Raw genomic sequence first — 21499 nt, forward strand, 5'->3', positions numbered from 1 at the left:
AATCCTGACAATAACATGTGATGTCTTAGGGAAATATCGCATGGTCTGCTCATTTTCGTTACATTTCCGGATACGCTAAGTTTTTCTAAACAGATCGTTTTTTGCGGTGTTGATTTAATATCTATAAAAACATCATTATGAAAGCAGCAGTATTTCACAAACCTGGCGACATCAGCTACACTACCGTGGCCGATCCGAGGATCGAACTGGCGACAGACATCATCTTAAAAGTAACCTCTACCGCTATCTGTGGTTCAGACCTGCACATCCTGAGCGGGGCAGTGCCACAAACAACAGATATGGTGATGGGGCATGAGTTTATGGGCATTGTCGAGGAAGTCGGCGCAGAGGTTAAAAATCTCAAAAAGGGAGATCGCGTAATTGTTCCTTTCCCTATCGCCTGCGGTTCTTGCTTTTTCTGTAACCATGGCGCTTCTCCAAGTTGCGAGAATTCCAATTATAAACATTACGGGCCCAATGGCGACATGATGGATCAAAAGGGCGCGGCCTTATTTGGATATACTGACCTTTATGGCGGTTATTCCGGGGGACAAGCCGAGTATGTACGCGTCCCATATGCGGATGTAAGCCCGCGGATCATTCCTGAAAACATTACTGATGAGCAGGCACTGTTCCTGACAGATATTTTTCCTACCGGATGGTCTGGTGTCGACTGGGCGCAGATGAAAGGCGGTGAGGTCGTGGCGATATTTGGATCAGGTCCGGTAGGACTGATGGCACAAAAAGCAGCATGGCTGCACGGCGCGAGCAGGGTGATTGCCATTGACCCTTTGGATTACCGTCTGGAGAAAGCAAAGGCCGTGAACAAAGTAGATACCCTGAACCCGCACAAAGTGGATGTCGTGGAAGCCATACGCGAGATGACTGCCGGCAGGGGAGCTGATGTATGCATTGATGCGGTAGGATTTGAGCCTGAACGCAACTTTATCGATAAATTAAAAGCGACCGTCAATTTTGAAAAGGGGAGTATGAAGGTGCTGGATCTTTGCTTCGAAGCCGTTCGCCGTAGCGGTACAGTATCCATATTGGGCGTTTACGGAAGTCCATATGATAATTTTCCATTGTTCAGAATCTTTGATAAGGGACTGACCATCAAACAAGGACAAGCGCCGGTACTAAATTATATTGATACCCTGATTGATTTGGTAAAAGAAGAAAAGGTCGTATTGGATGACATCATCACCCACACCATGCCATTAAGTGAAGTAGCTCACGCTTACAAAATCTTCGACGAAAAACAAGATGATTGTGTAAAGGTAGTACTCAAACCATAATTCAAAAAAATAGTTAAAAACATTAGATCATGGAAAATATCAATAAATATGCGTTGATTACGGGGGCGACCAGTGGTATTGGTTTCGAACTTGCCAAATTATTTGCTGCAGATGCTTATAACCTGGTAATTGTAGCACGCGATCAAAATCAGCTCGATATAAAAGCAACTGAACTGAAAGCAAACGGCGTTCGTGTCATTCCTATTGCAAAAGATCTTTTCGACCCGGAACAGGCTTTTGCGCTTTATGCTGATCTTCAGGCTCAAGGCATTCGGATTGATGTACTTGTCAACAACGCCGGTCAGGGTGTTTATGGAGAGTTTGAAGAAACGGATATCGACAGAGAACTGGATATCATCAACCTGAACATTTCCTCACTGGTGGTGTTGTGCAAACTGTTCTTAAAAGAAATGACGGCAAGAAACTCAGGAAAGATCCTGAATACTGCTTCAATCGCCAGTAAAACCCCAGGTCCATGGCAGGCGGTTTATCACGGTACAAAAGCATTCGTGCTTTCTTTTACCGAGGCGATACGAGAGGAGCTGCGTGACACAGCGATAACCGTGACTGCATTGATGCCCGGTGTGACGGATACCGACTTTTTTAATAAAGCTGACATGTTGGACAGCAAGGCTGTACAGGATAAAGAGGCAATGGCTGATCCGGCTGATGTGGCCAGGGATGGTTACGAAGCATTGATGGCTGGAAAAGATAAGGTAATTTCCGGTTTCAAAAACAAAGTCCAGATTGGAATGGGTAACCTGACGCCCGACAGCGTCGTTGCACACCAGATTTACGAGCAACAAAAACCTGTCGACAAGTAAATGAATACCTCCGGCAAGAAGCCGGAGGTATTTTGCTTCTGGTCATTACGCCTTTGCAATATTGACCATATGTGTTACCGTTTTAGCTGATTCGATTGCCCGGCGGAAATCCGCTGTATTGGAATACGTAAGGGCTGTCAATGTCCGTGACTCATAGGTCGCTGTAAAGGAATTTACCTCGAATGGCCAGGGAGATACAATGAGACGGTCACCCTCACTATGCATCTCATAAGCGATGCCGTCCGGACCGTTGCTGATTTCGATCTTTCGCTGCTCCGGCTGGATGAGACCCTGACAAATCAACAATGAAAATGCATCACAGAATTCGAGCAGGCTGTAACTCCGGCCTACCTCTCTTTGGTGGTGTTCGCAAATTTCAACCAGGATTTCTCTTTTACCTTTTAGCTGGTCAATAAAGTTTGCCGACTTATGATCTGTGCCGTGTACGAACTGAATGTGCTGTTCTGCCGTTGCAATTAGCGTATCTACCCAGCGTGAGGGTTGGTTATCTTTTGCCCAATGTCCGCAAATCTGGGCTGCAAGAAGGCCATGGGATCGCTGGGTGATGATCTGCCAACCAGATTCGGTATAGTTTACGATCATGAGGACAGGGTATTCTTAAGGTCAACTTGTGCCAGATCCGTACGAGGAGGACCGGTAATTACCTTTCCTTTTATGTCGAAACGACCTCCGTGGCAGGGGCAATCCCAGCTTTTTTCAGAAGGATTAAACTTAACTGTACATCCCGCGTGGGTGCATGTCGGACTCAGGGCCGTTACCGTTCCATTTTCATCTTTATAGGCAGCCAGCTTTTCCCCTTTTACTTCTACAACTTTCCCTTCGCCCGGAGGTAGGTCGGCTAAAGAGTTGAGGTCATCCGAAGAGAACCGATCAGCCATAAAGTGCCATGCAACATCTGCATTTTCTTTTACAAACTCGCTGAAGCCTGCGATTGGTTTTATCCGCGATGGGCTAAAGAGTTCAGCATATTTATTTTTTATTCCTAAAATCTGGTCGCTAATGATTTTTGCCGACAACGTGCCGAACATCATTCCATTGCCATTAAACCCAGTTGCCATATATGTCCCTGATGCGGATAACGGCAATTCACCAATGTATGGTAACCCGTCAACCGGTACGTAATATTGCGACGACCAACGATATGGGATGGATGTAATCCTGAAATGCTGACGGGCATATTCTTCGAGATTCCGGAAAGCTTGTTCAGGATCACCGTGACCGGTTTTATGGTCTTCGCCTCCGAGGATCAGGTATTTCTGCCCATCAATAACATGACTACGGAAGTAATGATAGGGTTCCTGGCAATCATAGCTAAGCCCCTTAGGATAGTCATCATCCTTTAGTGCTATCGCCATGACATAACTCCTGTAAGGTGCACAGGTAAAGTTCATGATGTTAATCCCAGGAGGGATATGAGTTGCATACACAAGGTGCTTTCCTCTGACTTTCAAATTTCCGGCATCCAGTTCATGAAGGTCATGCACATATACTGCTTCTCGTACAAAGGTATTTTCCAGCAATGTCCCGTTTAGTTTCAGGTACTCATTTAACAGTGCCCTGATATATTTTAAAGGGTGAAACTGGCCCTGGTCGGCGAAGCGAACAGCCTTATCAAAAACGAGTGGAACGTCGTTTTCTCTGGACTCGATCACTTCAATCCCCGCCTTCCTGGAGGCTTCCAGTATCTCCAGCAATTGTCTCGTTTCCTTTTCAGTTTCTGAATATAAAAACCCTTCTTTGTACTCAAAGTCGCAATCAATGGCATATTCGTCAATAAAATGTTTAATCATTGCCATCGACTCTTTTCCAGATTCCGCAACCAAATTAGAGGCCTCCTCGCCAAAGTCGCTCTCGATCTCCGGATAGGTTGCATCAAAGAAGGTATTGAGGTGAGCACTAGTTCCACCAGTCGTGCCAAATCCGACTTTTGAGGCTTCGATCAATAGACATCGTTGACCAGCACGTTGCAGCATTAATGCTGTCGTCACACCCGTAATTCCGGCACCCACAATAATGGTATCATATGGTTCGTGGATAGTGTTGGCTGTGACATTTAACCTGGGTGCTGAATTGATGTCCCATACACTGTTGTTGGCGCCATCGCGTGGCGCAGGTGTGGATTGCTCTGACATAGCTACTTTCGTTTAAATGCTGAACTTACTAATGCAGTCACCAGCGCTCCGAAAACGTAGTAACCAACTGTCATTGCCTTAATCTCATTGGTTTTTGCTACAGACTTTGGATTAAGACCCATTTGTTCAGGTAGTGTAATTGCTCCAACTCCCGCCAGCAGTCCCATGGCCACCGCTTTAGTCCACAGATTTTTTCTTTTTGCAGATGCAATCCAGCTGTAGTATATCGTGTTTGAAATCAAATCCCCAGCCAACGTGGCTTTATACAAATCATCTGTATCTGTAATGTTGCCACCAAAGTATCTTACTGTTTTTTGTAGGGCCTGTTCACCAAGGAAATCTATACGTGGAGTACTGCGTTTATTCTTTAATGACTCATGTAAGATGTTGAGTGCTGCCGCGCCAGCGAGACCGGCAATAAGATTCGTTATTTTTCCCATAGCATAAGTAAATTATTGATTCGGTATACCGAATGTTTTTTACTCATAACACCTCTTAGGAGTATTGGTTTCCATTACTTTAACTATGCCTTTAAAGGAGGCATCATTTTCCAGTTCCCGAAAAAATAGATTTGTTGGTATTTCAGTTTCTCAAAAACTTCTCTACAACACATCCAAAAGTTCTGGCGGTATATTATATGTTTTTCACCCCAAATAAATAACCAACTAGAGCAGTAAGCAACATTGCGATGGTGCCCCAGAAGCAGATTCGGATAACTGCTGTTTTGATCTTGGAACCTCCGGCCCTGGCCGCCACGATAGCCGATACAGCTAAGAATACTATTGAAAATCCGTATTGATATACGATCATCAGGTGAAGGGGCGCAAAGATAGATACCAACATGGGGAGCATCCCTCCGGCTATAAACGAAGCAGCGGACGCCATGGCAGCCTGCATAGGTCTGGCTTGGGTAATCTCGTTGATGCCCAGCTCATCTTTCGCATGTGCACCCAGGGCATCGTGAGCGCTGAGCTGTACGGCGACCTGTAAGGCAAGGTTTTCGTCAAGTCCTCTTTGCTGATATAGTTTGGCTAGTTCTTTCAGCTCAATTTCCGGTATAGTTTCCAGTTCTTTCTGCTCCCTCTTCAAATCCGCCACTTCAATGTCAGATTGAGAACTTACCGATACATATTCTCCAGCTGCCATAGATAAGGCGCCGGCCACAAGGCCCGCCAATGCAGCAAGTACAATTGGCTCTCGCGTAGTGCTCGCCGCTGCAACGCCTATGGCAAGACTGGCAGTAGATAGAATACCATCGTTGGCCCCTAATACAGCGGCCCGCAGCCACCCGCTTCTGTTGGTATAATGTTCTTCAAGTTCCATACGCTACCTGTTTTGAAATGTGATTGGCAAATCGTTTTTTAGATTTCTCTAGTATAAGATAGGATTTGTTATCTCCGGATTTACATCTGTACCAGGTAATCATCCGTTTTATTTTATTTTAATGTTTAGCGAAATGATGTTAGATGCGAGTCCGGTCGATCTACTGTAATGTCCGTATCTTAACTCCAGCATGCTGATGCGTTGCAGGCCGAAAACTCCCTTAGGCGGCGATATCCTGATTCCTGTACCATAAAAATTGCTGTTCAGCGTAGACAGGTCATAATCACTGGTAAAATAAGTGCTACCGGGACTGTGCTGTCCGTATCCGGCAAAATAGCGAGTACCTGTCTGTTTGTTGTATCTGTAAAAGGGACTAATGGAAATAAAAGAACTCAACTTCACAGGGATCTCCAGCTCTGCAGTATGAGCCCTGATTCCCCAGTTGTCCATGTAGTATCTGTAAAATGCCCGCAACAGTATGTGATCTGTTGCGAAGTAATTTAAACGCGCCGCGAGCGGTAATTTAAATCTTTTTCCAGGAAGCGTCTCTGCAAGGAGTGAACCGTCAGTAAAGTAGTCGCGCTGATATTTGGTCGCAAGAAGACCTTTCTGAAACGATGGTTCCACCACAATGACCGCCTGTAATTTTTGATTGATGACCTGCGAAAGTGAAAAAGAAGAACTGAAACTGTTCCGCGGACTAGTGCCTTCACTTTTAGGCCCCTCTCCATTGCCTGCTCTCAGTTCAATTGGTAAAATCACAGTCCATTTATCTAAAAATGCCTGAAGCTTGAAGTCAAACTGAGTGTTTTTGTTTGCTGATAAGCGGGTAAGGCTGAATCCCGCACCGATAGATTGGTAGTCATATTCGCCAGAATACGATCCAGTAAATCCAAAAGAATTTCCGGTGGATTCATTGGATTGTGTCCAGTTCAAAGACGGGTAAATTCTGGTATCTGCACCCGAAGCTGAGGAAATGGTGTTTGGATCTATTTTATCCGAAGAAGCAGAGCTGTAATGGTCTATTCCCAGCTCAAAAAGAAAAGTATTCTTCTTGCCTTTTTTATTGAATTTGGACAACTGGAGGTCGAACGTATTGGCCAGGTCACTCAGCTTTTCAGTACCTATACCACCCGTCACAGCAGAATTGTTGCCACTCTGGTTATAATATGCAGAAACAAGGTTCATTTCATCAATCTTCAGCTTACGACTTTGATAAGAACCTGTATCGGATGGATTGTGTTTGACTTTAATTTGTCCATGAGCATTTAAGACACCCAGGAAAAGCATGATCACATGCAGATAGACCTTTTTCATAATTTACTTCCGATTAATTACATCCGCAACCACCACCACTTTTACCTCCGTTAGCACCCGAAGCCCCCTCTCTGTACAGTTGGAAGCTCTGCTCAAACTTCTGCACTTTTCTGGCTGACAAAGCCATTTCCGAATCATTTAATTTATTTTTTTGATAGGGCTTAACGGTGCTGCAGGCAGTTAGTAAACTCAAAAGCAAAAATGCTGTGCCTGTTGTGACACCTATACTTTTCGAAGATTTCATATCAGTATTTTAGGTTAATATTTTTTGAAGCATACATCCTGTTATCATCATCGATTACTACGCATGCCACGTTATTCAATTGATTAATCAGATCCAGACCTACTTTTACACCCATCACTAAAATCGGAGTTGCCAATGCATCCGCAAGTTCAGCACTGGGGCAAAGGACGCTGACACTCTTAATGCCTGACACCGGTAAGCCAGTTTTTGGGTCAATCGTATGCGAATACCTCTTTCCGTCTATTGTTGCGTATTTCTCGTAATTGCCTGAAGTTGCTATTGCCATATTGCTGATGCTTAATGTAGAAAAGGCATGTTGCTGCTGGTTGGGATCAGCGATGCCGATTGTCCATGGCTGCCCGCCTGGTTGTGTACCCCAGGTCACCAAATCGCCCGCGGCGTTAACAATACCACTTTGGATACCCATAGCAATCATTATACTTCTAGCACGATCTGCCGCATAGCCTTTCCCTATTCCACCAAATCCAATCCGCATGCCTTTGTGCTTCAGCATTATTGTCGATTCTTCTACATTTACAATTACGTTTTCATAGTTGATTAACTTTACTGCCTTTAAGGCAGTTTTACTGTCCGGCAAGCGGGTCATGTTTACATCAAAATTCCACAGACGCTTATCGATCGATCCATAGGTAATGTCAAACGCGCCCTGAGTAATCAATGAAATTTTAAGCGATCGCAGGACCAAATCAATTACCTCCCCATCGACTTTTACAGGCCTGATTCCAGCAAACCGGTTGACTTCGTTAACCTGACTAGTTTCTCTGAAAGTGGTTAAAAGCGCTTCTATGCGGTTCACTTCGTTTATCGCTTCGACAATGGACCTTTTAGCTAAAGATTTATCATCACCGACGGCGCTAAACTCAAAACGATTGCCCATCAGCTTCACAATTTCCCGGTAAGATCCAGATCCTAACACTTTGTTAATGTTTTGATAACGAATTTGATATCTGCTTGGTGAAAGCCTCTGTGCCTTCGTTAGGGAAGCCATCCCAGGTCCTGATCACCTTTCCATTTTCATCCGTCAGTACGGTTAGAGGAAACTTTCCATCAGGATTGAATTGTTCGGCCAGTTCTTCGTTGAGTTTGATCTGCTCATCAGACAGCCGGTTTTTTTTCTGTCTGGGAAAATCTGCACGAACGAGTATCAGGTGTTCTGCAGCATATTTTTCAAATGCTTCAGTCTCCAGGATTTCCTTCCGGAGTCTAATGCAGGGACCGCACCAGTCTGAACCGGAAAAGTTGATCAGTATTGGTCTGTGCAATTCAACAGCCTGTTTTTTTGCTTCATTAAAATTTTCCATCCAGATAATGGGGGAGAGAAATAGGTAGAGTAGAGAACCCAATAATAGTTTCATAATCTTCAGCATTTAACTTATCGAAGCTCCGATGGATGATCTACATCTTTCGGTTGACTCTGATGACAACAAGTTCGCTGTCAATTCTGGAGAGATTATGAAGTTGTATGTTAAAAGTTGTTAACGCACTAATTCATTGTTGTCTAACTTGATTGAAAACTAATATGAAAGCAATGCAGATTTTTTGTATAGGTGTATTTCAATCCGTAGTGCTGACGGCTGCATATCTGCTTCAGGATTGAAAGGCCAAGACCTGTCCCTTCCGAACTGCCATCTTTATAAAAACGCTCGAAGATTCTATCCTCATCCAGGGGCTGAACACCTCCGGTATTTTTAATGGTAATGCCATCTGTTGAAAGGTTTATCTCTATATTTCCCCTTTCATAGTTGTGCCGGATAGCATTGCTTAACAGATTGTTGAGCAGTATTTCCATTAAATGACCATTTGTTTTTAGCGTTACCGGGTTCAGCGTGGTGATCACACTCAAATTTCTATTTTGGACCAGTTCCTGAAAATAGAAAAGCCTTTCTACAATCAAGGCAGAAATATCAATATCTTCCTGGTTGTTAATGAGGTTGTTATCAATTTTAACGAGCAAAAGCAAACTTTGGTTCAATTTAGTTAGCCTGGAGGTCGCCTTATATAAGTCGGCTAGTGTTTCACTTTCTTCTTTACCAAGACGATCCGACTGCAACATCGTATCCAGTTTGGAATTGATGATGGCAAGAGGAGTCATCATTTCATGAGAGGCATTTTCAGTAAACAACTTGACCTCGCGAAAATCCGAGCGGATTCGTAGCGAAATGTCCAGAATAGCCTGGTTCAGTTCTCTAAATTCATGAACAGGACTGTCGATGATCTCGAATGGTTTGTCCTGATCCAAGTTGAAAGTTTTGAAGTTCTCCAGGGTCAGCCTGAACGGATGCCATAGTTTACGGATCATAAAACGGTTAATCAGCAGTAATACAAATACCAGTAGCAATACTGGGGAAATGATAGAAATAAAAATGCTTTTGATTTGTTCCTCCCGTTCCACTTTTGATGTGAAGATCGATACCTGATAATGCAACCCATTGATACTTATTCCCGTTTTAAGATATCTGGCTGGCTCAACGATGTGCTTTTTTGGATTATAGAAAATGGTGTCAGCGAATTTTTTCGTCGTATCAAAATGATTCGCTCTTTTATAGGTAATTACCAAATCCTGATACTGTTCAGGTGCAGGTGCGATATTTCTTGCATGCGCAAAATCCTGAACTTCCATGAGCTCTTCAATCAGATTGTTATCAATCTGCTTATTTAAATAAAAGCTCAGATTGCCATAAAAAAGAAGTCCAATACACAGCAAGCCAACTATACTCACCAATATTAATATCCGGTTATATCGGGCCAGTAATTTCATCGTTATTGGAATTTATAACCAACACCGTACACCGATTGAAAATAATCTTTGCAACCCGCGTCGGTAAGCTTTTTTCTGATATTTTTAATGTGCGTGTATATGAAATCAAAACTATCTGCCATATCGGCGTCTTCGCCCCAAATGTGTACGGCAGCAGCCGATTTTGAAACAACTTTTGATTTATTAGTGACAAAATAAAGTAGTATATCAAACTCCTTTTTAGTCAGGTTAATTAGGATTCCATTTATTTTAACCTCTTTAGCGGTCGTGTCAATTTCGATTTCATTGAATACTACCTGATCGTTTCCATTAAAACTTCTCCTGCGCACAATGGCCGTAATTCTTGCATAGAGTTCCGAAAGATGAAAAGGTTTTACCAGGTAGTCATCAGCTCCAAGACTCAGTCCTTCTATACGCTGATCTATGGAATCTCTCGCAGATATAATCAATACACCATCTGATTTTTTTAGTTTTTTAAGGTGTCGGAGTAGTTCCAAACCTTCTCCGTCGGGTAATCCAAGGTCCAGAAGAATACAGTCGTAATCGTATAGACTGATTTTCTCTATCCCCTCATCAAAACTGGTAGCAATATCACAAATATTGCCCTCTGCAGTCAGGTATTGTAATATACTCCTTCTCAGGCTTTCCTCATCTTCTATGATTAGCAACTTCATGATATAAATATCCGATTAAAATCTGAAGAGAAGTTGTAGCATGTAAGGGATTCTACATGATATTTTTACTCCGAATACCGTCAGTGTTGTAAAGACTAATTGGTGATATATTTCGAAGAAATCAGCAGCAAAAGAGTCCTGTCTGCTTTAGCTTCGTCATAGTTCTCTTTTAACAATTGGCTAATGTGTTTGTTTTTTAGCTTTACTGCTGCCATTTGTAAAATTTGAAAGGATGCCATCTCTACGCTTTCAATATTTTGAAGATAAAAAATTATGGAAAGATCACGCAATTCCGGTTCTCCTCTTTGTTCATGAATAGCTTCGAAGGCATCCTGAATCATTCCTGTCAGCCCATGAATGCTTCCGTCAGATACCTCGGCATCAAGCAGTGAGTAGATCACTTCCATTCGGGCAATCTGTTTTTCGACAGCTTCAACGGTTTCTCTAATAGCGCTTTTTAATTCAGAAAACTCGGCCTCTTCAACCAGATCAGGTAGCTTTGACACCAAGTGCAATTTGGCGCCATATATACGGTCGAGATGTTTGATAAAGAATGTTTTGAGCTTTTCTGACCCCAGATTTATTTTCTTCCAGGAATTCGGCTTATCGGATAGTTCGTTCATAGCTGATTTTTGATCTGCTAAAATATGAATTCTTTCACTTTGGAAAGAAGTTTGTCTATGTCGAAGGGTTTATTGATATAACCGTTAGCACCACAACTTCTGGCCAGACCATCTACATTCATTTCTGCAGATACAAGCAATACAGGGATATCATTTAATTCCAGCTGATTTTTGATTTCAGCGCAAATTTGGACCCCCGTTTTTTCAAACCCGTTAATTCTTACATCAAGTAAAATCAGGTCTGGATGAAGAATTTTTATCTGCTCCGTAGTCGTCCCTGTATTATATAAAATTGCTTCATATCCTTCTTCAACAAAAAGGATATCTAAAATAGAAAGAATGTCTTCATCATCATCAATAACCAGAATCTTTTTCGTCATATATTTGGTGTAATTTTAAATTCGATTACAGCTAACTCGTTTTATCTTTTTGTTACAGCAATTCAGAAACGTCAATTCCGTAAACATCTTTAAATAACTTACTGAAATGACTCCGGGAATTGTAACCTGCAATACTTGAAATTTCTTTAATCGTTCGGTATTTGCCAGATGCAATGGCTTCCCATGCTAACTTCAAACGAATAATTCGTACTAGTTTATTCGGTGTAATGCCCAATATCTGATCAACACGTCTAAATAATTGCCTTTGGCTTAAAGCCAATTCACCACTGATAAAAGTCAAATTCAAATCCTCCCTTCCCGCATTTCTTCGTACGATTGCTTCAAAACTGTTGAGCCACAATTGATCTGAGTGTGTATGTTCGACTGTGTTTTGTTCGGTAATTCCTGAAGCTGGTGATAGCTTGCCCTTGATACTTAATTTGGTTTCGTTTTTAAACCTCCGCTTATGGTCATCGTTTATCATTTGCATGAGATAGGAGATCCGGTTATTTTCCTCTAATCGCTTTCTGTGAGAAATGTTCTTTGCAATTGCAAAGACGATTTTATCCCTTAAAATTGGTACTGATGTCCATGACAGCCAAACAATCGCACCATCTTTTGTAATGTACCGGTTTTCAAAATTCAACAGCGACTGTCCTCCGATTAGCTCAAGTCGCTTCTGACCCGTCGTATGCTGATCATCGGGATGGATAAATGAGCTAATTGGCGATGAGAATAGTTCTTCTTCAGTGTATCCTAAAGTATTTGATACGGCAGGGTTTATCTTTCTGAAATATCCGTCAAATCCAGCGACACACAGTAAATCAGGAGTAACTTGAAAAAAGTACTCAAGATCAAAAACGGTATGCGGATCTAACTTACCCATATCAAGTCATTGCTCGCCATAATATTATCCTATTTAAATGATTGTAATCCTATCCTATGAACACTTGCAATACAAATTTTGGCCAAATTGTTTTTAATTAGAGCAACATGATTTGATAATGTCAATTTTGAACACATCTTCGGCAGTTTTGCGATCGCAAGGTTTTCTTATTGGTCGTCTTAGGTCTTGTTACAACACTTATAGTATCGATTAACGGACGATGTATAGTCGGGTTATAAAGAGAAATTTACGAGATCAATGATGCTAGCCAGCTTTTGCTTGCTAATTGGTTTTACAAGGTATTCTTCTAATTTTGGGATTATTGAGTCGTATCTGTCCATATCATCAGGAGAGATTGAAGATGTAAGGATGTATTGTAGGATTGGCTTCGAGATTCCGAGCTTAGGTAATTCGGCGATGAATTCCCAGCCATTCATTAAAGGCATGTTTAAGTCAACAAATAAAATATCAGGTATCTTTTCCTGAACATCTTTGCAGGAATTTAAATAATCCATAGCAGATTGCCCATTGTAACATTCAACGATATGAGTAGGTATATTGATTTGAGCGGCAATTTTTCTAAATATGAATCTATTAATGAGATCATCCTCTATTAACAATATCTGTATCACTTTTTCCATCATTTCGAAGTTTGCATTGATGCTTGGTCATAACAAGATTGTTCCAAAATAGTTGCTCTTCTGATGAATTTTGTATACGGGTTAATTATTTAAATAAGTGGGTAAAAATTGGATTTTGCTAGGATACAGAATCAATCTTCATAAAAATATAAAAAAGTCATCACAGAATAGGTCGAGATCTTGGAAAATTTCTTATTCTTGGAATATTAGAAATCCTATATGTCTGAGCCTACCTATTATCTCCTTTATTCCAGTAAAACGGGGGTGGTTCTTCCTGAAAGCGAACTCGTTCAACTATTGGAACAATCCAGAATCAATAACATCAGACAGCACATTACTGGTATGCTTTTGTACCTGGAATCTCTTACCTCTGATCCATGCGCCGGTAGGTTTATACAGGTGTTGGAAGGACGCGAGGCTGATGTTAAACGTCTTTATAATTTGATTGAGCAGGATTTGCGACATTTTGGAATCACCATCCTTAGTGAGGGATTACAAAAGAAGCGTTATTTTGGCGAATGGACGATGGGCTTTGCCCGTTTCGACCGCAACGCAAATTACAATGCGCAGTTCGATCCGGGAGCTTTTTTTCTTGACGAAACCAATGCTAAAGATTCCAATCATCTTTTGGTATTTCTACATCATTTTTATGACCCGAACTTAAACTCGGCCACATGAAATACATGCATCACTCTTCAAGTGTTCTTCTTACCAAGGTGCTAAAAATACTGTCGTAGCTTGCAGACTAAATAGGTGTTTAACCATCTTTATTTGTTGCTGCATAGTTGCTTTTTGGTTAATGGAGTCCGCGGGAATTTTAATCTGTGTGGTATGTCTTTTGTAAGCATGCACCCATAATTGCCTATTGGTGTGCTTACTGCATCAAGATAAACTTAAGACTTTATACAAATTGCACATTGAAGCTGATGGAAAGTATTGCAAAGTACGCGTTTAAAATATTTAAATTGGTAATCGTCATATCACCATGTCTGGTGTCTTCAGGGTGCAATTCGCTCCGGGTAAACTATGATGAGCCAGGTACCTTCATTATCACACAGCCTTATTTAGTATTAGCTGTTGTTGCCATTGTTGTATTCATAAGTACGAATATCTTTTTTATAGTTAAAATGAGGAGTTATCGGGAGCGATGGAAGCAAGCACGTTTGCTAAATGAAGAAATCGCAAATAACAATAAAAATCAGCTCAGAATGACCCGAATTATGGCACACGATCTAAGAAGTCCTTTGGCAGGAATAACCGGGCTGATGGATCTATTGTTAACCGATTACACAGATTTTCCAGATGACATAAAACAAATGCTGGGTCTCATTAAAAATACTGCTTCGAACTCGTTGCATATGATTAAAGATTTGCTGGATTCCGGACTTACTGAAGAAGAACAGGCGCTTGAAACAGAACTGCTTAACGTTGAAGAGGTTTTGACGGATTGTATCGATCTGCTATCGGTTAGAGCTGCTGAAAAGCAGCAAAGGTTGGTATACAAAAAACCGCCTCAACCCATATTGATCAACCTTAATTACCAAAAATTATGGCGCGCATTTAACAATATACTTGTCAATGCCATTAAATTCAGTCATCCTCATTCTGAGATAAAAATTGATGTTGTTTCGCAAGAAGATGGTGTTCAGATTGCAATCGCCGATAACGGAATCGGTATTGCAGATACAGACAGTGAGCGAATATTTGAAGTGTTTTCTCCAGCTAAGCGTGTAGGCACAGGCGGAGAAGTCCCATATGGCCTAGGCCTCTCGATTTCTAAAAAAATCATCAGAATGCATGGTGGAAAGATTTGGTTTAAAAGTCAGGTCGGAGTTGGGACCACTTTTTTTATTCAGTTGCCAACAATGCAATAAATTGTGACTTATTTGTAGAACAAAATCGGTCGGCAGTTATACAAACCAAAAAATAAATCCCTTTAAATATTTTTTATAAGTTTCTATAATATTAATTCCATATTGATAGTTTATTGAGCACATGGCACATTCTATTTAAAATTGATTTCGATAGTTGCCCATAAATAGCTGTAAAGAAAAAGGCCAGAATGCTGATTCTGACCTTCTTTTTTGATAGCTCACATCGCGTGAAATATTCTTATTTCATACCGTTATGGTTGGCTACCGACCTAGTCGTTATGCCCCTCACTACTCTCAAATCCAAATAAAGTAAGCCTTACCGGACGTGAAGAAACTTTATGTTTAATCACTTTGCTGAAATCCTGCAGGTCAATCTGATGTACTTCGCCTGAAGAAGGAACGGCTACGTAAGCAAATTTTTCAGTTGCTTCCAATACTGGTTTGTAGGTATCGCTTGAGTTGACTATCGAAAGGATGTCACCTTCTTTTTTCAAAGCTCCGGTGAGTAAGTTATAAATTCTCAACTTTCCATCGAGCGTTAATACCAGTAGATTGTCTCCGGCACGGTCTACTTTACATTGAAAAGCGTCATTACCCGCATAAATTGGTGTAATTTTATTACCAGCGATGTCAATCATGTATGCCCCTTTAGTGGCCACATAACCGATAAATTTCCTGGAGGCTTCTGCATAATAAATACTAGCCAGACGGAATGCGCCAAAACCTTCCGGATTTGGGATCAGGCGTTGTTCCCCAGAGGCATTAACGACAAGCACACCACCGGCAGTTGCTGCGGAAGAGCTGAAACCACCAAATACAGCAACGGTTCCGTTGCTCGCGTTTCCATGGATAGCGCCTATTTCTAAATTAGATGCATGGGCTATGCTTCCAGATTTATTGATGATCTGTACCCTATTCGGTGAAGCTCCTGCAGATGCTGCAACCGTAACTGCGTAAGTGCCGTTGTCAAACTGGGCCATCGCGCCGTGATGTGGAAGCAAACCTGCATTTACCACACTAAATTTAGCTCCGGGAGTTTTAAAATCCGCATCATTTCCGACACTCAGGGTGCCGTCGCCGTCATTAAAGATCAGCGATTCTGTATTTTTACTTTTAAAATGTGTTGGTTTGATGCCCGTTGCAGTGATGCTCGCCCATTGAGGCTGACCATCTACATCCACATGGTCATCGTGCGAAAGCAGTCCGCTATCAAAAACCTCTACCAGATTCTGGCTGGAATAAAGAACAGCAGCGTAACGGCCAGAAGCAGTTCCATATAAATTTGCCAGGGGATACTTGCCCGTGAAAGCAGTAGTGGTTCCTAAAAATGGATCCAATAGGTTTAATTGAGTGCTCAGTTCATCACTCACCAGCACGCGGACGTATTTGTACTCCTTTGAATGATCATCCTCAGGTTCAGGGGCAATAGGATCCCGGTCCTTTTTACATGCTGTAAATGCAACCGCCATTAATGAAAGGAGTGCTAGTTTTTTGAAGTTTGTTTTAATGTACATAAGATAAAATGATAAATAGATAATTAAAGATTTTGAATGTTATTGTTCTGGCTATTTTGATGGCCAGCGCGTTTAGTTGATGACAACCGGTACTTCTATGTATTGGAAGAAGCCGATGTTGTAAGTGGTATTGAGATACACTACCCCAAAATAGTAGTTCCCTGATTCCCATGTTTTTGATCCATTTATAGGACTTGCCTGCGGCAGGTTGTTGTCTGTAGTTGCCCCAATGCTAAATGATGGGAGGTTTCGGATGGGCGTATTGGTAGCTGCGTCGAAGGTGTAATTCGAGAAGAAATCTGAGTTAGACCATCCTTTGTGCTCAAACGCGTCATAAACGATCACCTTGCTGAAATCAATTTTATCAATGGATTCCGGGCGGTGGTTTAATTTTTTATTGATCAGCAGGAGGTACATTTTGCCATCACCCTTCACATTCGAAATGGTCACCTGAGCAGTAAACTTATCGCCATTTTTGATCGATGATCCTTCTGTGATGAATTTTCCATTGCGATAGAAACGCTCATCGTTTTTAAACACCGTGAAGATGCTGGCGGTAGGACTGACCGGAACATTTTCGGCAGTGTAAATGGTGATGCTTTTTTTGATTTCCAGCTTGCTGCCATTCTGGTCGTTCACGATGATGAGGAAGTCGTACTTACCTTCAACTGCATCTGTCGGGATATCAAAATGTTTGTGAATGGTCGTGTTCTTTACATCTTTGTAACTGTCCCAGGTAATCTCGTGACTCCATGCTTTTGAATAATTTTCCCCCGCACGTGGCAGGATCCTGATCTGCACGTTTTCTATTTTAGTGGCTGCCAGTACATCAGCATTAAAATGGAAATCTCTCCCAATGACTCCAATTTCATTGTTGTTTAACCCAACTTCAAGATTGCTTATCGTCGGCATGGCCACTTGAGGACCGACTTCGTTGTCTTTCTGGCAAGCAGTAAATGCAGCGGCAAGGATTAAAAACGCAAAAATGGTACTTCTTTTTTTCATGATTTAAATGTGTTGTGTTGTTATTTGGTATTAGTGGTACTTGACCGTTAAAAAGGGATGGACATCGGATTTTTGGTCGCAGGAAGCCCTCGGTAAATAAATACGCGGTTAGCGTATGCTGTTTACCGGAGACATGCAGACATGAAAATCGGGCACATCAAGTTTCTTGCTGCCTGCAGGACAGCAAAAAGGAGATCATGCGAAAACGAAGTATTTACTTAAGCAAGTAAAGCAGGCGGACCTTTGTTGGTGAAATCCTGAAGTGTGAATTTGTAGTTGCCAAGGAAGTAATGCGTACAAAAACTGATCGGCTCAGGTAACGGAGCGGCCAGAAGTTGCGAAGCTTCCAGGAACAGATGTTTGCTTTGTTTGTGAATGATGTAGTCACAGATTTTACAATGATCCATATCTGTTGTGGCATCCTGGTCTGCCGTCGACTGCTCAGTCTGGACGGTCTGTTCATGGCTATGGATGGCCTGAATAACAGAAATCGAAAGAAATATCATTAACAACAGGATTGATCCAAGTTGATAGCAGCGGTATATGATATTTTTATGTTGTTTTTTCAATTCGCATCAAAGTTGCATTTAATAATTCAATTTGTCAAGTGATTTGTGTCTTCTGCAAAGAGGATTGATTTATTAATTGTTGAGAGTAGAAATTATAGCAGATGCAGAGGACCATCAGAAATTAAATGGTTCCCCGATAGTTATATTGAATGGGTTTAACAGCGTTGTACTGAAAGACGAATGTGATTTGTTGCGATGATGCATTAACAGTTATTTTGATTCTATGATAAAAGGACTATTTGAAACACACATTGACGTTGAAAATCTGGAAAGATCAATTGATTTTTATCAACATGTAATGGGTTTAAAGCTCTGCTATTATGAAGAAGCACGAAGAATCGCTTTCTTCTGGGTAGGGGCGGATAAGAGCGCGATGCTTGGTCTCTGGGAAAAACCAAAAGATCAGGTCTGCACCAGGCGTTTTGCTTTCAGATGCACTGTGGAAGATGTATTAAACAACTCAATTGGATTTTTGCAAAAGCACAACCTCAAGCCGTATAATTTTTTGAAGAGTGACGATTTAAAACCTATGGTTTTCGCATGGATGCCTGCGGTAGCCATCTACTTTGAAAAATAATGAACTAGTATGGCCGGCGATATGCCGGCCATGCTATATTTCAATTCAGGTAATTAAATTATCTGACCTTGATGATTACTTTACCCTTCGCGCGGCCAGTCTTAATATGTAATAGCGCCTGGTTCGTTTGTTCAAAGGGAAATATTTTATCGATAACAGGTTTTAGGTGTCCCTGTTCAATCAATTCAGTGATCTTACTCAACTGATTGCCATTTGCTTTCATAAATAAGAATGAATAGTCAATAGCTTTCTTTTTCGCCTTTTTCCTGATACCAGAACTGATCAAAGAGAGGATCATTTTTACAAACCAGGGGGCACCAGCTTCTTTAGCGAAAACAGGTGTTGGAGGACCAGAGATGGAGATGGCTTTTCCGCCAGGTTTTATGATTTGCAGTGATTTTTCAAGGGTTTTATTATCCTGGCTGTTCAGGACAAGATCATAGTCCTGCAGAATATTTTCAAAATCTTGCTTTTTATAGTCTATGAGGACATCTGCGCCAAGGTCTTTTAATGCATCAAAGCTATTTTCACTGGCCGTTGTGGCAACTGTTGCGCCTAGATATTTTGCCAATTGGATTGCAATGGTACCAACACCCCCTGACCCTGCCTGAATGAATACCTTTTGACCTTTTTGTAATACACCAACCTCAACAAGGGCCTGCCAGGCAGTTAATGAAACCAGGGGTATCGAGGCGGCAGCTTCCATAGACAGATTGGAAGGTTTTAGCGCAGCGTCATGCTCGTTGATAGCGATATATTCAGCAAAGGTACCAATCCTGAAATCTGCCGGACGGGCATAAATCTCATCCCCAACATTAAACCTCGTCACATTTTTTCCAACCTGTGTAACGATTCCTGCAACATCATGGCCTAAAATCAACGGCATTTTATAGGGCAGAATCAATTTGAACTCCCCAGTCATTATTTTGGCGTCCAGAAGATTTACAGCTGCTGCATGAACCTCTACAAGAATGTCTTCAGGTTTAAGTTCCGGTACCGGCACATCGACGAGTTCTAAGTGCCCGTTTTTACTATACTTTTTGATGATATATGCTTTCATATTCTAGGTCTAATTTTTTTTGAGCAAGGATGCGTGATTTCTTCTTGGATTTACTAGTTTGAAGGCGAGTGGAGGAAAAAAACGGTTAACGTAGTATAAGCGTTTGGTATCCCCAACATGAATGGTGAATGTCAAGTGATTAATGCGTCGCATTTTCGATAATGGGATTAACCAAAGCATGGATCGCTTTGGTGTCACCTACCGGAACCTCAAATTGATTGATTTCCAAAGCTGCAAATAGTTCATCAGCGACTTCTGATGCTGGAATTCCATTTGCCCCTCCAATTTCTGCGGAGAACTCCGTATTGACCAGCGGTGGATAGACCTCATATACATTTAGCTTTGTGTTGTCAGCAAACGTATCTCTTAAACCCTGGGTGTAGCTGTGAAGGGCGGCTTTACTTGCGGAGTAAGTAGGCAGATATTTATTTCCTCTGTAAGCCGCGATTGAAGAGATGTTGACAATCGCCGCATCTTCCTGTTTCAGTAGCTGCGGTAAAAGTAGCGCACTAAAATCTATTACGCTAATGTAATTGGTGTTCATCTCCTGGTAAGCTTTTTCGGCAACATTATTACCATTGTCACTCAGGTCATTCATAAAAGCAGCTCCGGCATTGTTGATAATCATGTTTAATTCCGGATATTTTGATTGCAGTTCTTTTGCAATGCGAACTCTTTCAGATGCTATTGAAAGGTCGCCCTGAATCCCGAAGCTGCCATTCAGCTCTTTGAGTGCTTTTTGCAGGCGTTCCTCGCTACGTCCATTGATGATCACTTTATTGCCTGCCTCGTTTAATTTCTCGGCAATTGCAAAACCAATTCCAGCGCTTCCTCCACTGATAAATACGGTGTTTCCTGTTGTTTTCATATTTGTCTTTTTTTGTATTTAATATACCTTTTAGTCTATTTTGTGGTAAAAAAATTAATCCGTGTATCGCTCTAGTTCTTCCTTTAGATTCTTGATTAAACTTAACATCGGTTTTCCTGTGCCCATTGTTCTGCACATGACAATGCCACCCTCTATTGCAGCGACCATCTTAAAGGCAAAGACAGTAGGATCAAGGGCAGATGAAAATTCTCCGTTCGCAATTCCCTCCAGTAGCAGGCCCCTCAGCTCTTCCTGACCGGCTCTGAATACCTTCGCCACTTTTTGCTTCATCTCAGGATAATTGTCATCTGCCTCCACAGCAGTATTAAATATCGGGCATCCACCTGGAATGTAGGGGTGGAGCGGGTCTTTATAGAAGTCCATAAAGGCAAAGATTTTTCCTTTTGCCGATTTACCTTTAGAAACAGCCAGACGCACCTTGTTTGTCAGCGTTTTCAAGGCAAGTTCAATTACCTGATCTGAGAGGTCATCCTTGTTTTCGAAGTGTCCATACAGACAACCCTTTGTCAGTTTTGTAGCAGCCAGCACATCATCAATGCTCACCCCGGAAATTCCCTTTTCATTATACAGGGGAACAGCGGTATCCAATATAAATTGTTTGGTCTTCTCTGCTTTTGTCAACATGATCTTCTTCTGATTATTTTGTAAATATACTAAAAGGTATATTACTAAAAGCTAATGCAAACAGATATTGCAATTGTCAGACTTTCAATCTGCTCAACTTTTGGGTCTTTGACATTTCTGAAGCGGTCTCCTCCCAAGGAGTTAATCGAATCTTTGTCCGGACAAAAACTGGCAACATACGTTTAGCAATACTGATAATCCCAGTGGAAGTAAAAATACGGAAAGCTATCATACGTAAAACAAAAACT

General features: G+C 41.6%; 25 protein-coding genes. 5 read left to right on the forward strand and 20 right to left on the reverse strand.

Translation table 11 applies throughout. The annotated features are described in order from the left end of the window. Positions 1–137 precede the first annotated feature (137 nt). Together PBAL39_RS05060 and PBAL39_RS05065 are read left to right on the forward strand one after the other, a co-directional pair. Positions 138–1295, forward strand: a complete 1158-nt coding sequence (locus PBAL39_RS05060; RefSeq protein ID WP_008238992.1) for a zinc-dependent alcohol dehydrogenase — start codon at positions 138–140, stop codon at positions 1293–1295. A 29-nt stretch (positions 1296–1324) separates the two neighbouring features. Next, positions 1325–2119 (forward strand): SDR family oxidoreductase, encoded by a 795-nt coding sequence (locus PBAL39_RS05065; RefSeq protein ID WP_008238994.1) that lies wholly within the window; start codon positions 1325–1327, stop codon positions 2117–2119. Between the two features lie 45 nt (positions 2120–2164). Here the strand turns inward: PBAL39_RS05065 and PBAL39_RS05070 are convergent, their stop codons facing one another. The 14 genes from PBAL39_RS05070 to PBAL39_RS05135 all read right to left on the reverse strand — a co-directional run bounded on the left by PBAL39_RS05070 (position 2165) and on the right by PBAL39_RS05135 (position 13139). After that, positions 2165–2722 carry a DUF3891 family protein gene (locus tag PBAL39_RS05070; RefSeq protein ID WP_008238996.1) on the reverse strand — a complete coding sequence of 186 codons (558 nt, stop codon included), beginning with the start codon at positions 2720–2722 and terminating at the stop codon, positions 2165–2167. Continuing rightward, positions 2719–4272: an FAD-dependent oxidoreductase gene (locus PBAL39_RS25680; protein WP_008238998.1), complete on the reverse strand. Its 1554-nt coding sequence runs from the start codon at positions 4270–4272 to the stop codon at positions 2719–2721. Before PBAL39_RS25680 ends, PBAL39_RS05070 begins: the two co-directional genes overlap by 4 nt. 2 nt (positions 4273–4274) lie before the next feature. Continuing rightward, a complete protein-coding gene (locus PBAL39_RS05080) occupies positions 4275–4712 on the reverse strand; it encodes a hypothetical protein (protein ID WP_008239000.1) in 438 nt (145 codons plus the stop codon). A gap of 193 nt (positions 4713–4905) precedes the next feature. Further along, positions 4906–5595, reverse strand: a complete 690-nt coding sequence (locus PBAL39_RS05085) for a VIT family protein (protein WP_008239003.1) — start codon at positions 5593–5595, stop codon at positions 4906–4908. A 108-nt stretch (positions 5596–5703) separates the two neighbouring features. Beyond that, entirely contained in the window at positions 5704–6912 is a 1209-nt protein-coding gene (locus tag PBAL39_RS05090) for a DUF3570 domain-containing protein (protein ID WP_008239005.1), read from the reverse strand. Between the two features lie 13 nt (positions 6913–6925). Continuing rightward, complete coding sequence (locus PBAL39_RS05095) at positions 6926–7156, reverse strand: DUF4266 domain-containing protein (RefSeq protein WP_008239007.1); 231 nt, start codon at positions 7154–7156, stop codon at positions 6926–6928. Between the two features lies 1 nt (position 7157). Further along, the gene (locus PBAL39_RS05100; protein WP_039866103.1) at positions 7158–8093 is read right to left on the reverse strand and encodes an FAD:protein FMN transferase; all 936 of its coding nucleotides are present in this window, start codon (positions 8091–8093) and stop codon (positions 7158–7160) included. A gap of 4 nt (positions 8094–8097) precedes the next feature. Next, positions 8098–8532, reverse strand: coding sequence for a thioredoxin family protein (locus tag PBAL39_RS05105; protein ID WP_039866160.1), 435 nt, complete (start codon positions 8530–8532; stop codon positions 8098–8100). Between the two features lie 143 nt (positions 8533–8675). Continuing rightward, positions 8676–9935 carry a HAMP domain-containing sensor histidine kinase gene (locus PBAL39_RS05110; protein ID WP_232282897.1) on the reverse strand — a complete coding sequence of 420 codons (1260 nt, stop codon included), beginning with the start codon at positions 9933–9935 and terminating at the stop codon, positions 8676–8678. 2 nt (positions 9936–9937) lie between these two features. Beyond that, positions 9938–10609, reverse strand: coding sequence for a response regulator transcription factor (locus tag PBAL39_RS05115; RefSeq protein WP_008239014.1), 672 nt, complete (start codon positions 10607–10609; stop codon positions 9938–9940). Positions 10610–10704: 95 nt separating this feature from the next. Continuing rightward, positions 10705–11232 (reverse strand): DUF892 family protein, encoded by a 528-nt coding sequence (locus tag PBAL39_RS05120; RefSeq protein WP_008239016.1) that lies wholly within the window; start codon positions 11230–11232, stop codon positions 10705–10707. Between the two features lie 17 nt (positions 11233–11249). After that, the gene (locus PBAL39_RS05125) at positions 11250–11612 is read right to left on the reverse strand and encodes a response regulator transcription factor (RefSeq protein ID WP_008239017.1); all 363 of its coding nucleotides are present in this window, start codon (positions 11610–11612) and stop codon (positions 11250–11252) included. A gap of 52 nt (positions 11613–11664) precedes the next feature. Further along, positions 11665–12498, reverse strand: a complete 834-nt coding sequence (locus tag PBAL39_RS05130) for a PAS domain S-box protein (protein ID WP_008239018.1) — start codon at positions 12496–12498, stop codon at positions 11665–11667. Between the two features lie 233 nt (positions 12499–12731). Further along, entirely contained in the window at positions 12732–13139 is a 408-nt protein-coding gene (locus PBAL39_RS05135) for a response regulator (protein WP_157273908.1), read from the reverse strand. A 219-nt stretch (positions 13140–13358) separates the two neighbouring features. Here PBAL39_RS05135 and PBAL39_RS05140 point away from each other — a divergent pair, with 219 nt between their 5' ends. Together PBAL39_RS05140 and PBAL39_RS05145 are read left to right on the forward strand one after the other, a co-directional pair. Further along, entirely contained in the window at positions 13359–13817 is a 459-nt protein-coding gene (locus PBAL39_RS05140; RefSeq protein ID WP_008239021.1) for a BLUF domain-containing protein, read from the forward strand. Positions 13818–14065: 248 nt separating this feature from the next. Further along, complete coding sequence (locus PBAL39_RS05145) at positions 14066–15013, forward strand: sensor histidine kinase KdpD (RefSeq protein ID WP_008239023.1); 948 nt, start codon at positions 14066–14068, stop codon at positions 15011–15013. Positions 15014–15282: 269 nt separating this feature from the next. On the opposite strand, the gene PBAL39_RS05150 is transcribed toward PBAL39_RS05145, so the two are convergent. The 3 genes from PBAL39_RS05150 to PBAL39_RS05160 all read right to left on the reverse strand — a co-directional run bounded on the left by PBAL39_RS05150 (position 15283) and on the right by PBAL39_RS05160 (position 18038). Then, positions 15283–16527 carry a hypothetical protein gene (locus tag PBAL39_RS05150; RefSeq protein ID WP_008239025.1) on the reverse strand — a complete coding sequence of 415 codons (1245 nt, stop codon included), beginning with the start codon at positions 16525–16527 and terminating at the stop codon, positions 15283–15285. 72 nt (positions 16528–16599) lie between these two features. Continuing rightward, positions 16600–17532, reverse strand: coding sequence for a DUF4625 domain-containing protein (locus PBAL39_RS05155; protein ID WP_008239026.1), 933 nt, complete (start codon positions 17530–17532; stop codon positions 16600–16602). Positions 17533–17750: 218 nt separating this feature from the next. After that, complete coding sequence (locus tag PBAL39_RS05160; protein ID WP_008239027.1) at positions 17751–18038, reverse strand: hypothetical protein; 288 nt, start codon at positions 18036–18038, stop codon at positions 17751–17753. A gap of 286 nt (positions 18039–18324) precedes the next feature. On the opposite strand from PBAL39_RS05160, the gene PBAL39_RS05165 reads away from it, so the two are divergent. Beyond that, positions 18325–18678 carry a VOC family protein gene (locus PBAL39_RS05165; protein WP_008239030.1) on the forward strand — a complete coding sequence of 118 codons (354 nt, stop codon included), beginning with the start codon at positions 18325–18327 and terminating at the stop codon, positions 18676–18678. 58 nt (positions 18679–18736) lie between these two features. On the opposite strand, the gene PBAL39_RS05170 is transcribed toward PBAL39_RS05165, so the two are convergent. The 3 genes from PBAL39_RS05170 to PBAL39_RS05180 form a co-directional block, all read right to left on the reverse strand. After that, entirely contained in the window at positions 18737–19738 is a 1002-nt protein-coding gene (locus PBAL39_RS05170; RefSeq protein ID WP_008239031.1) for an NADP-dependent oxidoreductase, read from the reverse strand. A 139-nt stretch (positions 19739–19877) separates the two neighbouring features. Then, positions 19878–20606: an SDR family oxidoreductase gene (locus PBAL39_RS05175; RefSeq protein ID WP_008239032.1), complete on the reverse strand. Its 729-nt coding sequence runs from the start codon at positions 20604–20606 to the stop codon at positions 19878–19880. Between the two features lie 54 nt (positions 20607–20660). Then, entirely contained in the window at positions 20661–21251 is a 591-nt protein-coding gene (locus PBAL39_RS05180; RefSeq protein WP_008239033.1) for a TetR/AcrR family transcriptional regulator, read from the reverse strand. Between the last annotated feature and the right edge of the window lie 248 nt (positions 21252–21499).

Origin of the sequence: Pedobacter sp. BAL39 (assembly GCF_000170795.1) — a bacterium.
Taxonomy (GTDB): domain Bacteria; phylum Bacteroidota; class Bacteroidia; order Sphingobacteriales; family Sphingobacteriaceae; genus Pedobacter.

Bases quoted from the DNA above. Each gene is read 5' to 3' on its own strand.
- PBAL39_RS05115 (WP_008239014.1), bottom strand. From the start codon at position 10,609: ATGAAGTTGCTAATCATAGAAGATGAGGAAAGCCTGAGAAGGAGTATA.
- PBAL39_RS05095 (WP_008239007.1), bottom strand. From the start codon at position 7,156: ATGAAATCTTCGAAAAGTATAGGTGTCACAACAGGCACAGCATTTTTG.
- PBAL39_RS05070 (WP_008238996.1), bottom strand. From the start codon at position 2,722: ATGATCGTAAACTATACCGAATCTGGTTGGCAGATCATCACCCAGCGA.
- PBAL39_RS05155 (WP_008239026.1), bottom strand. From the start codon at position 17,532: ATGAAAAAAAGAAGTACCATTTTTGCGTTTTTAATCCTTGCCGCTGCA.
- PBAL39_RS05060 (WP_008238992.1), top strand. From the start codon at position 138: ATGAAAGCAGCAGTATTTCACAAACCTGGCGACATCAGCTACACTACC.
- PBAL39_RS05180 (WP_008239033.1), bottom strand. From the start codon at position 21,251: ATGTTGACAAAAGCAGAGAAGACCAAACAATTTATATTGGATACCGCT.
- PBAL39_RS05125 (WP_008239017.1), bottom strand. From the start codon at position 11,612: ATGACGAAAAAGATTCTGGTTATTGATGATGATGAAGACATTCTTTCT.
- PBAL39_RS05110 (WP_232282897.1), bottom strand. From the start codon at position 9,935: ATGAAATTACTGGCCCGATATAACCGGATATTAATATTGGTGAGTATA.
- PBAL39_RS05135 (WP_157273908.1), bottom strand. From the start codon at position 13,139: ATGGAAAAAGTGATACAGATATTGTTAATAGAGGATGATCTCATTAAT.
- PBAL39_RS05090 (WP_008239005.1), bottom strand. From the start codon at position 6,912: ATGAAAAAGGTCTATCTGCATGTGATCATGCTTTTCCTGGGTGTCTTA.
- PBAL39_RS05065 (WP_008238994.1), top strand. From the start codon at position 1,325: ATGGAAAATATCAATAAATATGCGTTGATTACGGGGGCGACCAGTGGT.
- PBAL39_RS25680 (WP_008238998.1), bottom strand. From the start codon at position 4,272: ATGTCAGAGCAATCCACACCTGCGCCACGCGATGGCGCCAACAACAGT.
- PBAL39_RS05120 (WP_008239016.1), bottom strand. From the start codon at position 11,232: ATGAACGAACTATCCGATAAGCCGAATTCCTGGAAGAAAATAAATCTG.
- PBAL39_RS05160 (WP_008239027.1), bottom strand. From the start codon at position 18,038: ATGATATTTCTTTCGATTTCTGTTATTCAGGCCATCCATAGCCATGAA.
- PBAL39_RS05105 (WP_039866160.1), bottom strand. From the start codon at position 8,532: ATGAAACTATTATTGGGTTCTCTACTCTACCTATTTCTCTCCCCCATT.
- PBAL39_RS05170 (WP_008239031.1), bottom strand. From the start codon at position 19,738: ATGAAAGCATATATCATCAAAAAGTATAGTAAAAACGGGCACTTAGAA.
- PBAL39_RS05175 (WP_008239032.1), bottom strand. From the start codon at position 20,606: ATGAAAACAACAGGAAACACCGTATTTATCAGTGGAGGAAGCGCTGGA.
- PBAL39_RS05130 (WP_008239018.1), bottom strand. From the start codon at position 12,498: ATGGGTAAGTTAGATCCGCATACCGTTTTTGATCTTGAGTACTTTTTT.
- PBAL39_RS05165 (WP_008239030.1), top strand. From the start codon at position 18,325: ATGATAAAAGGACTATTTGAAACACACATTGACGTTGAAAATCTGGAA.
- PBAL39_RS05150 (WP_008239025.1), bottom strand. From the start codon at position 16,527: ATGTACATTAAAACAAACTTCAAAAAACTAGCACTCCTTTCATTAATG.
- PBAL39_RS05140 (WP_008239021.1), top strand. From the start codon at position 13,359: ATGTCTGAGCCTACCTATTATCTCCTTTATTCCAGTAAAACGGGGGTG.
- PBAL39_RS05145 (WP_008239023.1), top strand. From the start codon at position 14,066: ATGGAAAGTATTGCAAAGTACGCGTTTAAAATATTTAAATTGGTAATC.
- PBAL39_RS05085 (WP_008239003.1), bottom strand. From the start codon at position 5,595: ATGGAACTTGAAGAACATTATACCAACAGAAGCGGGTGGCTGCGGGCC.
- PBAL39_RS05080 (WP_008239000.1), bottom strand. From the start codon at position 4,712: ATGGGAAAAATAACGAATCTTATTGCCGGTCTCGCTGGCGCGGCAGCA.